The organism is Amycolatopsis sp. NPDC052450 (assembly GCF_044547565.1).
GTDB lineage: Bacteria > Actinomycetota > Actinomycetes > Mycobacteriales > Pseudonocardiaceae > Amycolatopsis.
Map to the genome: position 1 here is coordinate 343,234 of NZ_JBIUAQ010000001.1, position 12,540 is coordinate 355,773.

The following is a 12,540-nucleotide window of genomic DNA, read 5'->3' on the forward strand; positions in this document are numbered from 1 at the left end:
TATATTCGCGGGGTTTTGGGGGGTTTACGGGGCGCTGGTGGAGGGTCCCCCACCCGTCTTGCCCACCCCCAGTTTCGAAAGGTCTTGGGTTGCGAAAGTGGCTTTCGCAACACGCCACCCTCCGCTGCTCACTCAGCACGACGGAAAGGGCCGGTCAGGACGTCCCCACGTCCCTGACCGGCCCTTTCTCACACCCCGCACCTCGGGATACCCCCTGCGTATCCCCGGTGCCCGTTCATCCCTCCCCCGACAGAGGGACGACCGGGCACCCGGCCCGTGGGTGGATCATCACCGACTCCACCCACGAGACCTGCCCGCCCGAACGCCATGACGCCATTCGGGCGAACTTTTCTCATTCGTCGGCCAAGGGCTCCGACTGCACCCGCTTGAGCGCCGGGGTCGAGACGGATGCCCCGAGCAACGCCACCCCGATTCCCAGCACCACGGGTGCCAGCAGCCAGGGGCTCAGCACGACCGCGTCCTTCTCGACCATGCTGTAGAGCCCCATGCCGACTCCGATCCCGACCACACCCGCGCCGATGGTGGCCACCATCGCGGGCAGGGCCGCTTCCATCCGCAGCGCCCTCGCCAGCACCCGGACCGGTGTCCCGGCCGCGATGAGTGCCCCGAAGGTGCGGCGGCGATCCATCACCGAACCAGCGGTCGCCACGGCGGCGCTGCATCCGGCGAGCACGCCGGCGGCGATCAGGCCGATCACGGTGACCCGGCGCAGGTCGCCGAGTTCCTGCTGCTGGCCGATCAGGTGCAGGCCGCGGCTGCCGACCTCCTGGCCGGGTGCCGCGCCGACCAGCGCGGTCCGGACGACCTCGGCGTTCGCCGGGGTGGTCGGCACGACCACGTTGACGTATTTCGGCTCGACACCCGCGGGCAGGAGGGCCGGGTCGAGCACGATCGTGCTCGACGTGTCCTCGTCGCCGCTCGGCACGAACTGCACCGTTGCCTTCGGATCCAGCGCGGTGCCCGCCTTGTCGTACTCGGACGTCACGCGGTACACCGCCGGGTCGATCTTCTGCCTGCTGTAGATCGCGGGGCCCTGCGCGCAGGAGCCGCCGATGTTCACCCGCAGCAGTTTCGTGGCGTTCTCGCAGTTCATCACGAACGCCCGGTTCAACGTCTGCGAGCGGGTCCCCGTCTCGCCGGTGGCCAGGTAGACCTCACCGACCGCGATGGCCTTGTCGGTGATCCCGTTGCGGGCGAGGGAGGCGTTGGTCTGCTCGACGGTCTGCCCCGCGTGGGCCGCGTCGGACTCGGCGTAGAGGACGTTGTCCTTGAAGGTCCGGCCGCCACCCGCCATCGACTCGAACGAGGGCAGCAGGGTGAGCGCCATGGAGCCGGTGAAGACGGCGAGCACGACACCGGCGGTGGCGCGGTAGGCGCTCTTCGGGTCGTCGCGGAGCCTGCGCCCGGCCAGCAGCGACGCCGGTTTGCGCCAGATCCGGACGAACGTGCCGCCGACCGCCGAGGTGACCCACGGTCCGACGATGGCGGCCGAACCGACCAGCAGGAACAGGCCGAGCATCACCATCATCATGCTGGATTCGTCCTGGCTGACCGCGAAGAGGAAGAAGGCACCGGCCACCGGCACCGCGAGCAGACGCCACCAGTGCAGCGGTTTGCGAGCGTGCGCCGACGCCGCGAACAGCGGCGTCTTCAGCACCCGGCGGATGCCGAGGACCCCGGCGAAGACCACCAGCAGCGGGATCGCCACGGCGATCGCGATGGTCGAGCCGATCGAAAGGCTGAAGTCCGACGCGAGCCACGTGCCGCCGCCCCACGGGACGAACGTCGAGAGACCTCGCAGCGCCGGTGCCACGAGGATGCCGAGCAGGGCACCGATGCTCGCGGACAACGCCGTCTCGGCGGCGACGATCTTCGTCACCTGGCCGGGGGTCGCCCCCGCCAGCCGCAACGCGGCCATCCGAACCTCACGCCGGGCTGCGGTCAGCCGGGCCGAAGACGCGACGAGCACCAGGCTCGGCACGAGCAGGACGATGACACCGACCCAGGCGAGCAGCGCGAGCAGCGGGTCGGGCTTCGCTTCCTTGACGGGGAAGCCGTCCGCGGCCATCGCCGATGTCGGCATCGACTCCGGGGTGTGGCCGACGACGGCGACCAACTGCTCCGGGTACAGCAGCGAATCGGGTCCGAGCGAGTCGACGAGTTTGCCGAACCGGTCGCCGAGCTGCGCCTGTGGTGTCGACTGGATCAGTTTCCCGAGCTCCGGGGAGACGATCGCCTCGCCGGGCGCGGGCAGCCGCGGGATGCCCGGCGGCAGGCTGAGCGTCGGCGAAGTGCCGGTCTGGGCGATGTCGACGCGGGTGATCTCGCGGTCACCCGAGTAGTCCTTGTTCGCGGCCATCAGCAGCGGCGCGGCGCGCTGGGGCTGATCGGACTCGGAGTAGTAGCTGTGGATGTCCTGCCAGATCGCGCGCTGGGCGCGGGCCTGCGTGGCACCGGGGAGGGAGGCGAGCAGGATCACCAGACTGGTCGCGACGGCGACCCCGACCGCGGTGAGGATGGCCGACGTGCGGGTCCGGCGGTCGACCCGGAGCACCCGCATGGCCAGCTGGAAACTGTTCATTACGCGGCCAGCCTCGTCGCGATCAGGCCGTCGCGGATGGAGACGGTGCGCGGCATGGCTTCGGCGAGCTCGCGGTCGTGGGTCACCACGATCACCGCGGCGCCGCTGTCGGCGGCCGCGGCGAGCAGCGCGTCCATGGTGGCGCGGCCGGTGCGGGTGTCGAGGGCGCCGGTCGGCTCGTCGGCGAAGATCACCTTCGGCCGGTGCGTCAGCGCCCGCGCGATCGCGACGCGCTGCGCCTCACCGCCGGAGAGCTCGCCGGGGCGGCGCTTCTCCTTGCCCGCGAGGCCGAGCTTCGCCAGCCATTCGCGGCCGGCCTCGATGGATTCCTTACGCCCCTTGCCGCTCAGCAGCGACGGCAGCGCGACGTTCTCCTCGGCGCTCAGCTCGGCGACGAGCATCCCGGACTGGAACACGAAACCGAACTCGGTGCGCCGCAGTTCGCTGCGCTTGCGTTCGTTGAGCTGGTCGACCCGCTGTCCGGCAAGGAAGATCTGCCCGGAGTCGGCACGAAGGATCCCCGCGAGCACGTGCAGCAGCGAGGTCTTACCGGAGCCGGAAGGCCCGACGATGGCGACCGCGTCCCCCGCCTGGATGTCGATGTCGATCCCGGCCAGCGCGTGCTGCGTGCCGTACCGCTTCACCAGTCCACGCCCGGCGAGTACCGGCTGCCCTGTCCACTGTGGATCTACCACCGCGAGTCTCCCTAGTCAGTCACTTGTGTTCGGCGTCGGGGAAGAGCTTCGCCGCGAACCACCTGTGTCCACTTCGGGCAGACGGCCAGTGCTGATCACACGCGCATCGGCCGATCGGCCGACCCGGTTCGGGCCGGTCGGCCAAGGTGCGGACGGCGGCGGATCCTCTACCGTCACGGTGTGACAGCAGGTCCCTCCCAGAACAGGTTCTCCGCGCGGGTGAGTGCGCTCACGCGCCGGATCGGCATGCCCGCCGTCGTCCTGCTGGCCGCGCTCGCCTTCGACCTGGTCTTCGTGACCGACGCCGCTTTCGACGACACAGGCCGCCGCGGCATCGATCTGCTGCTGTTCCCCGGCATCTTCGCGATGGTGTTCTGCGCGCTCTGGGCGCGGAAACGGGCAGCCGTCGCGACGGTCGCGGCGTCGGTCGTCCTCGTGGCGTACACGCTGGTCGTCCGGTATTTCGACATCCCGACCTACTCGAGCGTGCTCGCCCATCTGTCCATCACCGAGGTGGTGGCCGGGGTCGAGATCCTGTTCTACGCCGCCCGCCGCACGCGGCCGGGTGTCGCGTTCGCCGTGATCTCCGGCCTGGTCCTGGCCACGCTGACCGCGGTGTCCGGCCGGTACACCTTCAACTACTACAGCGGCTCGGGCAGCACCATGGCGCAGGCGATGCTGTTCGGCGGCATTTTGCTGGGCGGCACGCTGGTCTTCGCGATTCCCGGGCGTGACCGCACGGCGAATCCGAAAAGCTACGAGACGCTGCAAAAACTCAACAAGCTGGTGATGGGCCAATGGCCGCTCATCGGCATGCTGGGCGTCGCGCTGATCCTGGAATTCAGCTTCACGTACGCCAGCGGGGCGCACGGCCTGCCCATCCTGGTCTGCTCGATCGTCGCCGCGATCATCGCGGTCGCCGCACCACGGCGACCGGCCGACGCGATAGTGGCGCTCGCCGCCGTCATGCTGCTTTCCACGCTGGTCACCCCGTTCCTCCGGCTCGGCTACGACTACCCGCTGCCCGGCGGCGTGCCGGGGACACAGATCGTCGCGGGGATGGGAGTGGTCGTCACGCTGGTCCGCGCGGCCGGGCTGGCCAAGGCCGTGCCACGGCTCGCGGTGCTGACCGGAGTCGTCGCGGTTTCCTCGATCCTCAACACCAAACGGCCGAGTTCCAGGCTGCTGACCGACCCCGACGACATCGCCGGGTACGGGGTCGCCGCGCTGCTGCTGCTCGGCATCGCGGTGGCGGTCGGACTGGCGCTGCGTTCGCGGGATTCGGAACGCACGCAGGTCATCCAGTCGGCGATCAGCGACGCGCAGACCTCGGAGCGGATGGCGCTGGCGCGGGAACTGCACGACGTCGTCGCCCACCACGTCACCGGGATCGTCGTGCAGGCGCAGGCGGCGAAGATGATGGGCGAGAAGAATCCGCAGGTCGCGGTCGAGGCGATGGGCCGGATCGAGGACGCCGGAGTGGAGGCGCTCGCGGCGATGCGGCGGCTCGTGCGGAGCATGCGCGGCGACGCCCCCGCCGGGAGCAGCGAGTTCAGCGAACAGGCCACCACCGACCTAGCCGCCGATCTGCGGACGCTGATCGAACGGTCGAACCACGGCGTGAAGACGTCGATGAAGCTCGAACTGCCGTCGAACGTGCCGCACGAGGTCGGGCGGTCGGCGTTGCGGCTGGTGCAGGAGTCGCTGACGAACGTCGGCAAGCACGCGTCCGGCGCCACGGAGGCGCTGGTCATCGCCGAGGTGACCGGGAACGAGCTGCACCTCCAGGTGACCGATGACGGACGCGAGCCGGAGCGCCGTCCGGCCGGCGGGTCGGGCGGCTACGGTCTGATCGGCATGCGCGAACGTGTCGCCCTGCTCCACGGCCGGCTCTCCGCCGGACGGGCGCCGGGCGGCGGATGGCGCGTCGAAGCGTGGCTACCCCTTGAAGGAGAAGAGTGATCCGGGTATTGATCGCCGACGACCAGGACATGGTGCGGATCGGCTTCCGGATGATCCTGGACGCGCAGGACGACATCGAGGTGGTCGCCGACGTGGCGGACGGCGTCTCGGCGGTCGCGAAGGCGCGCGAGCTGCGGCCGGACGTCTGCCTGCTGGACATCCGCATGCCGGGGATCGACGGGCTCGAGGTCACCAAGCAGCTGGCGGGGCCGGACGTCGCCGATCCGCTGAAGGTGGTCGTGGTCACGACGTTCGATCTCGACGAATACGTGCACACCGCGCTGCGGAACGGCGCGAGCGGGTTCCTGCTGAAGGACGCCGGGCCCGCGCTGCTGATCGAGGCGGTGCGCGCGGCCGCGCGCGGGGACGCGCTGGTCTCGCCGCAGATCACCGTCCGGCTGCTGAAGCATTTCGACGGCGGGACGGTGAAACGCGACGTCAGCCCGCCTTCGGAACCGCTGACCGCGCGCGAGCTCGACGTGGTCAAGGCCGCCGCGAAGGGGCTGACGAACACCGAAATCGGGGCCGAGCTGTTCCTGTCGCTGTCCACGGTGAAGACACATCTGGCGTCGGTGCAGGGCAAGGTCGGTGCGCGGAACCGGGTGGAGATCGCGGCCTGGGCGTGGCGGAGCGGTGTCGTGGACTGACCTAAGCTCCTTACATGCAACGCCGTTTCCACGCTCCCGTCGTACTCCCCGCCGACCCCGGTTGCTCGTTGCTGCGTGACGCCGTGGTCGACGTGGACGAAACGGGGCGTATCACCCATGTCGGTCCCGCGTCCGGGGCTCCCGGGACGTCCGCTCCCGTGACCCGGTTGAGCGGTCTTCTCCTGCCCGGCCTGGTCAACGCGCACGCGCACAGCCCGATGACGCTGCTGCGCGGGATGGGCGGCGACCTGCCGCTGCTGCGGTGGCTGACCGAGATCATCTGGCCGGCCGAGGCGAAGCTGAAGCCCGCCGACATCCGCACCGGCATGATGCTGGGCTCGGTCGAAATGCTGCGGCACGGCGTCACGACCAGCGCGGAGATGTACTTCGAAGGCGAACAGCTCGCCGACGCGGTGCTCACCACCGGCGGCCGGGCGGTGCTGGGTCCGCCGATCATGGAACTGCCGGGGATGGACTGGCGCGCGATGCTGAAGAGCATCGAACGCTGGATCGACACCGACGGCCTCCGGTTCGGGCCCGGCGAGCGGATCGAGGTCGGCTACGGGCCGCACTCGGCGTACATGCTGAACGCCGAAGCACTGCGCGCGACCGCGGAATCGGCGGCCGAACGCGGCGCGCTGGTGCAGATCCACGTGGCCGAGGCGGCGCTCGAAGACGTCAAACAGCGTGAAGAGCACGGCTCGGTGCCCGCGCTGCTGGAGAAGGTCGGGATGCTGCGGGGCCGGACGCTCGCCGCGCACGCCATCCACCTGTCCGACGAGGACATCGCGCTGTTCGCCGCGCGCGGCGTCGGGATGGCGCACTGCCCCGGCTCGAACGCGAAGCTCGCTTCCGGCATCGCGCGCGTCACGGAACTGCGGAAGGCCGGTGTCGCCGTCGGGCTCGGCACGGACGGCCCGGCGTCGAACGACGACATCGACCTGTGGGAGGAACTGCAGCTCTCAGCGATGTTCGCGCGGCTCGCGACCGGCGAATCGACCGTGCTGACCGCGGCCGACGCGTTCCTGCTCGGCACCCGCGGCGGCGCGGACGCGCTGGGCCGGACCGACATCGGCGCGCTGGAAACCGGCCGATGGGCCGACATGGTGCACGTCGACCTCGACGACCCGGCGTTCGCGGCGGGCATCGACGTCCCGGACGAGCAGCTGCTCTCGAACCTCGTCTGGGCCGCCGGCTCGCGGCGCGTCCGCGACGTGTGGGTGGCTGGCGAGCAGGTCGTCGGCGACGGCGAATCCCTGCGCGTCGACCGCGCGAAAGTGCAGGCAGAAGTCGCGGAGACCTCGGCGCGGCTGCGCTCTTAACTCACCTACCCAGCCCCCCACCCGTCCCAGGGGGCGGCCCCGAGGCCAGTCTATCGGGGGTTGGGGCTGGGGCCTGCGGAAAAGTGCTGATCAGGGCCTGGTTGTCCACAACGGTGCGAGGCTGTGGACAACTCGCCGCTGGGCCTGGGCGCCCAATGTGGCATTGGGGACGTTGAGCGACCCCAATGCCACATTGGGCGCAAACGGGACTGGCGGCGGAAACCGGTCCGGGGGGCCAAGCGAGCGGCGAAGCAAACGCGAGCAGGGCAAAGCGAGCAGGAGTGGCTAGACCAGGCCGCGCGGCCGGAGGGTCACGTCAGTGGGGTGCGCGTCACCGGTGGCGGAGACCGCGGCGAGGACGGCGGCCGCGACGGATTCGGGGCGCAGGAAGCGTTCCGGCTCATACGCGCGGCCTTCGTCGGCAACGATCGCCTGCTGCATTTCGGTGTCCGTGCGGCCGGGATAGACCGACGTCACCCGCAGCGCGGACTCCTCCTCCCGCAGCGCGTCGGCGAAGGCGCGGACCGCGAACTTGCTGGCCGCGTACGGACCCCAGCCGGGGCGCGCGTTCTGCCCGGCACCCGAGTTGATCACGACGACGTGCCCCTTCGCGGCACGCAGCGCGGGCAGCAGCTGCCTGGTCAGCGTGACGACTCCCAGGACGTTGACCTCGAAGTTCGCCCGCCAGTCGGCGTCGGTCGCGGCCTCGACCGTGCCGAGCCGCGCGACGCCCGCCGAGTGCACCAGCACGTCCAGCTCGCCGAATTCGGCGGTCGCCGCTTCCAGCGTCTCGGTGTCGGTCAGGTCGATCGGCCACGGCCTGGCGTCGGGCAGCGTGCCGGCGAGCGCACCGAGCGCGTCGGCGTCGCGACCGCCGAGCAGCAGCCGGTGGGTCGGGGCGAGCGCGCGGGCGACCGCGGCGCCGATACCGCGGGTGGCGCCGGTGACGAGAGCCAAGGGGAGATCAGCCATACCGCCACGCTAGTGGTTCGGGTCCGGACCACTGACGCGTGTCCAGGGAGCGATCTCGCGTGATTGAAAAGCGAACTCGCGTGATCAGACGGCGATCTCGCGTGATTGAAAAGCGAACTCGCGTGATTGGGGGCGGAACTCGCGTGTTCAGTTGCCGCACACGACGGGCGGCGTCGCCACCCGGGGGAACCGGACGGAACCGCGGGTGAACGACCCGATGAGGTTGTCCGCGAATCGTCCGGCCGTCAGCGGATCCCGCACCGACGCGTCGATCGCCCTGATGTCCGGGCAGTCGAGCGCCGCTCGTGCGGCGGCGACGTCCTCGCCGCGGGCCGGGCCGCCCTCGGCGATCGGGAGCCGCGCCGAATTCGCCAGCTCCCACACCGCGGGCAGCCACTTCTGGTGGCCGGGCCTGCCGTTGGGGAGCGACGTCGAATGCGCGGCGAACGGGTTGGCGAGGCCGTATCCGTCGCGCAGCCGCATGTCGAGCGGGATCAGCAGGCCGAGTGCGCCCATGCTGTCCGCGGCGACGGTCACGTACGGCCGGTCCGTCGGGTACGCGTACCAGCGTCTGGTCGCGTAGTCCTGGATCAGCACCGCGGGGCCGCTCACGCCGCGGATCGCTTCCAGCGTCGAGGGCATCAACGGATGGCCGGCGTAATCCTCCGCCAGGATCGGGTGCTCGTGCCCGGTCGCGCGCGACCAGAACGAGCGCTCATCCGTGACGCCGACAGCGCGCGGAGAAGCCGAGTACGACGGGCGAAGCGACCCGGCGGCCACGACCGCCCAGATCCCTACGACGGCCAGAAGCACCACGGTCACCCTCGTCACCGGCAAGGCCAGCACGGGCAAGAGCAGGCAGAACAGCGCCGGGAGCAGCATGCGCCCGTGCATGAAATCCCCGCCGACCCGGATCACGTACAGCGCGAGCAGCACCGCGCCGGCCACCGGGACCGCGGTGAGCACCGCGAAGGTCTTGTCCACAGTGGACGTGACGGCGACCACGGCGGCGGCGAGGGCCAGTAACGGGAGCCACAGCCAGTACGGCTGGACGAGGTCGGTCAGGTACGACCAGCCTCGAGCCCAGTTCGCCTCCGACGCCTCTTTGACCAGCGCGGTGTTCGGCGTCAGCAGACCGTAGTAGCCCATCCGGAACACCTGATAGGCCAACGGGAGCGCGGCGGCCACCGCCAGCAGACCCAGCGTGCGACGACGTCCCTGCCGCGCGAGCACGAACAGCGCGGCCAAGGCGACGGCGCTGAAGAGCGCGAGATCGGGCCGTACCAACGGTCCCAGCCCGGCGACCAGCGCGACCGGCCAGGTGCGCAGATCGTCCATTGTGGACATACGGCGGACGAGCAGCCACCAGGTGCCGCCCAGCCACAACGTGATCAGGCCGGTCTCGAGCCCGGACGTCGCGAAGTCGCGGAACGGCGGCAACGCGCACACCACCAGCGCGCCGGCGGGTGCGAGCCCGTGGAACGCCAGCGGCTGGTAGAGCCGCCGGGCGCCGTCCAGGCCGAAGAACAGCCCGGCGACCGAGAAGAGCAGCCCGGTGACCACGGAGATCCACTCCAGCGGCACTCCCGGGATCAGCCCGAGGACGCTCAACACCGCTGTCCACAAAGGACTTGTGTTGGCTTCGACCCGCTCGCCGATGTTGAACACCGGACCGTTGCCTGCCAGGATCTGGCGGACGGTCCGCAGCACGATCAACCCGTCGTCGCTCATCCAGCGGCGGCGCCAGGCCAGCTCGGCGTAGACCATCAGCACCAGGCCGAACCCGAACCACGTCCAGGTCGACGGCCGCCGGAACCAGGTGCGCGAAGGCCAGTCGGGCGTGTTCTCACCCGTCGTCGTGTTCGTCTGCGTCATGGCCCCGCCCGCCTCGGTTGCGTGCGCAGGAGATCAGGTCCGCGGCCCCAGAGTCAAACCGCCCGGGCGGCGAGGCAGGACTGTGGCAGCTTCCTCCCTTCCATGGCCAGCCGCGCGGTGACCTCGAAGCCTGCCTTTCCCAGCAGGTCGGCGACCTTGCCGGGATCCAGCAAGTACGCGTCGTAGGTGACCGGGTGGCCGTACGCCGTCTCCGGGCTCAGGCGCTCGTCGCCGACGTGGAACCCGAGCAGCAGCCGCCCGCCCGGCGCGAGCACGCGGCGGAACTCCGCGAACACCGCCGGCAGCACCTCCGGCGGCAGATGGAAGATCGACCACCAGGCGACGAGACCGCCCAGTTCGCCGTCCGGGAGATCGAGGGCGGTCATCGAGCCGACGAAGAACCGCAGCTCAGGGTGCTGACGGCGAGCGATCTCGATCATCTTCGGCGACAAGTCGACACCGGTGACCTCGAGGCGGAGCGACGCCAGATGGGCGGTGACATGGCCAGGGCCGCAACCGACGTCGGCGACCGGGCCGCGCACCTGCTCGGTGAACGCGGCGAGCATCGCGCGGCTGATCGGCTCCTGCTCGAAGAGCGGCCCGATCCGCGTCACGTAGGCCTCGGCGACGGTGTCGTAGGACTCGCGGGTGGTGGTCAGGAACGAAGGTTCGGTCACGATGGGCGACGCTAGCGGCACCCACCGACAATTCGCGCTCGTGCGCGGCGACCAGAAACGGGCAGCGGGTGCGCCCAATGTGGCATTGGGGACGGTGAGCGTCCCCAATGCCACATTGGGCGCGCCGAACGAGCCAGCGGCACCATCGGCAGCGCTCAGGGCTCGAGTAGGCCGGCGTCCCTGGTCAGGTCTTCCGGTGCTCCCGGCGAGGCCACCGGCGTGCAGCCGGTCGCGGGATCCGCCGCCGAATCGGTGCCGTTGTACCGCGCCGCGCCGGGCCGGGTCAGCTGACGGGAGCCGACGTCGAAGCACACCTGGTACGAGCCCGGACGCAGGCTTTCGAAGGCGTATCGCCCGTCGGGCCCGGTCACGGTCGAGCCCGCTTCCTTGCCCGAAGCGTCCTTCAGCGTCACCTTCACGTCCGGGACGCCGAGCTCGTCGCGGCTCTGGAGGCCGTCTTTGTCCTTGTCCAGCCAAACGAAGTCGCCCAGTTTGCTCGTCGGCGCGGCCAACCCCGCCGCGAGCGTCAGGTCCAGGCGTTTACGAGGGCCGACCGTGGTGGTCGCGGTACAGCCGGTCGCCGGGTCGGCGTCCGAATCCTTCGCGTCGTCGCCCGCGTCCTTCGTCGTGTACGTGAAGGGAAGCCCGCTGATGTCGAAACAGGCCTGGTAGATGCCGTCTTTCAGCTTGGTGAAGCGGTACTTGCCGCCGGCGTCCGTCGTGAGCGTGCCGAGCGCGGTGCCCGACGCGTCCTTCAAAGTCACCTTCACGCCTTGAACGCCAGGTTCCCCGGAGTCCTGCAGACCGTTGCGGTCGAGGTCGTTCCAGACGAACTCGCCGATCTCGTCGATCGCGGGCGGCGGCGTGACCTTGATGGTCGTGGTCGCGGTCTTCTTCGGCACCGTTCCGCTGGAGACGGTCACGGTGCTGACGTGGCCGTTGTCCGCTTCGGTGACGTTCTTGTGGTCGCAGGTGACGGTCGCGGACTTGCCGCCTTCGAGGGTCGCGATCGGGGCGGGTTTCACGTCGCAGTACGGGTCTTCGACCTTGATGTCGGTCAGCGTCGTGGTGCCGTCGTTGGTGACGGTGAACCGGTAGTTCGCGGTGGTACCCGCCTCCAGGGTGGCCGTGGCGCCCCAGGCCCCGCTCGCCGGATCCCGCACCTCGGCCTTGGCCGAGAACGAGGCGACCCGCAGATGGACGCAGTCCCACATGACCCAGTTGCGATCGGTGGCGGCGAAGAACTTCACCGCATTCGCCGACGACGGGGCGGTCGATGGCGGGAAGTCCTGCCGGGCCAGTTTGCCGTCGGCCTCGACGGCGTGCACGACCTTGAGCTTGTTCTCCAGCACGACCTTGCCGGAGCCGTCGTAGAACCGCAGCCCCGTCTCCTGGACGGCGTCCGCGCGCCGGAGGTTGCCGTCGTTCGTGCCGGTCCAGTCGGTCAGCGTGTAGACGGCGCCGGGTACGAACTTCATCGCCGCGTAAGCGGTGCTGATCATCTTGTCCGGCGTCGAGATCAGGGCGTATTTGCCGCCGTCGGACTGGTAGCCGCCGGCCGTCGACAGCCGCGGCTGTTTGCTCCTCGGCGTTCCGATGGGCACCGGCGCGGCCGGGTTGAACATGTACCCGGCGGGCGGGCTGCCCTGTTCCACGCTCGGATTCGGCGCGGCGCCGCCGGCGCAGCCGGACGGGACGGTCTCGGCCTGCGCGGACGCGGGAGCGATGCCCGCCACGAGTGCGCCTGCCGCCATGAACACCAGTGCCCTTTTCACAGGGCTGAAGCTA

9 protein-coding genes are annotated in these 12,540 nt (G+C 70.2%); 3 read left to right on the forward strand and 6 right to left on the reverse strand.

Going from position 1 to position 12,540, the window contains the following annotated elements:
- Positions 1 to 352 precede the first annotated feature (352 nt).
- Both ACIHAO_RS01765 and ACIHAO_RS01770 read right to left on the reverse strand, forming a co-directional pair.
- Positions 353 to 2,602 (reverse strand): FtsX-like permease family protein, encoded by a 2,250-nt coding sequence (locus tag ACIHAO_RS01765; RefSeq protein ID WP_396554270.1) that lies wholly within the window; start codon positions 2,600 to 2,602, stop codon positions 353 to 355.
- Positions 2,602 to 3,297, reverse strand: a complete 696-nt coding sequence (locus ACIHAO_RS01770; protein ID WP_125779989.1) for an ABC transporter ATP-binding protein — start codon at positions 3,295 to 3,297, stop codon at positions 2,602 to 2,604. Before ACIHAO_RS01770 ends, ACIHAO_RS01765 begins: the two co-directional genes overlap by 1 nt.
- A gap of 180 nt (positions 3,298 to 3,477) precedes the next feature.
- Between ACIHAO_RS01770 and ACIHAO_RS01775 the strand changes: the two genes are divergently transcribed.
- From ACIHAO_RS01775 to ACIHAO_RS01785, 3 genes are read left to right on the forward strand one after another with little or no spacing between them, the layout of a single operon-like run.
- Complete coding sequence (locus tag ACIHAO_RS01775; RefSeq protein ID WP_396554271.1) at positions 3,478 to 5,259, forward strand: sensor histidine kinase; 1,782 nt, start codon at positions 3,478 to 3,480, stop codon at positions 5,257 to 5,259.
- On the forward strand, positions 5,256 to 5,906 hold the full coding sequence (locus tag ACIHAO_RS01780; RefSeq protein WP_125731249.1) for a response regulator transcription factor: 651 nt from the start codon (positions 5,256 to 5,258) through the stop codon (positions 5,904 to 5,906). Before ACIHAO_RS01775 ends, ACIHAO_RS01780 begins: the two co-directional genes overlap by 4 nt.
- A 14-nt stretch (positions 5,907 to 5,920) precedes the next feature.
- Positions 5,921 to 7,228: an amidohydrolase family protein gene (locus tag ACIHAO_RS01785; RefSeq protein ID WP_396554272.1), complete on the forward strand. Its 1,308-nt coding sequence runs from the start codon at positions 5,921 to 5,923 to the stop codon at positions 7,226 to 7,228.
- A 285-nt stretch (positions 7,229 to 7,513) separates the two neighbouring features.
- On the opposite strand, the gene ACIHAO_RS01790 is transcribed toward ACIHAO_RS01785, so the two are convergent.
- From ACIHAO_RS01790 to ACIHAO_RS01805, 4 genes are all read right to left on the reverse strand, one after another.
- The gene (locus tag ACIHAO_RS01790) at positions 7,514 to 8,200 is read right to left on the reverse strand and encodes an SDR family oxidoreductase (protein WP_396554273.1); all 687 of its coding nucleotides are present in this window, start codon (positions 8,198 to 8,200) and stop codon (positions 7,514 to 7,516) included.
- Between the two features lie 147 nt (positions 8,201 to 8,347).
- Positions 8,348 to 10,075, reverse strand: coding sequence for a hypothetical protein (locus tag ACIHAO_RS01795; RefSeq protein WP_396554274.1), 1,728 nt, complete (start codon positions 10,073 to 10,075; stop codon positions 8,348 to 8,350).
- Between the two features lie 53 nt (positions 10,076 to 10,128).
- Complete coding sequence (locus tag ACIHAO_RS01800) at positions 10,129 to 10,752, reverse strand: class I SAM-dependent methyltransferase (protein ID WP_396554275.1); 624 nt, start codon at positions 10,750 to 10,752, stop codon at positions 10,129 to 10,131.
- Between the two features lie 155 nt (positions 10,753 to 10,907).
- Positions 10,908 to 12,512, reverse strand: coding sequence for an SdrD B-like domain-containing protein (locus tag ACIHAO_RS01805; RefSeq protein ID WP_396554779.1), 1,605 nt, complete (start codon positions 12,510 to 12,512; stop codon positions 10,908 to 10,910).
- Between the last annotated feature and the right edge of the window lie 28 nt (positions 12,513 to 12,540).

Bases quoted from the DNA above. Each gene is read 5' to 3' on its own strand.
- ACIHAO_RS01765 (WP_396554270.1), bottom strand. From the start codon at position 2,602: ATGAACAGTTTCCAGCTGGCCATGCGGGTGCTCCGGGTCGACCGCCGG.
- ACIHAO_RS01785 (WP_396554272.1), top strand. From the start codon at position 5,921: ATGCAACGCCGTTTCCACGCTCCCGTCGTACTCCCCGCCGACCCCGGT.
- ACIHAO_RS01790 (WP_396554273.1), bottom strand. From the start codon at position 8,200: ATGGCTGATCTCCCCTTGGCTCTCGTCACCGGCGCCACCCGCGGTATC.
- ACIHAO_RS01795 (WP_396554274.1), bottom strand. From the start codon at position 10,075: ATGACGCAGACGAACACGACGACGGGTGAGAACACGCCCGACTGGCCT.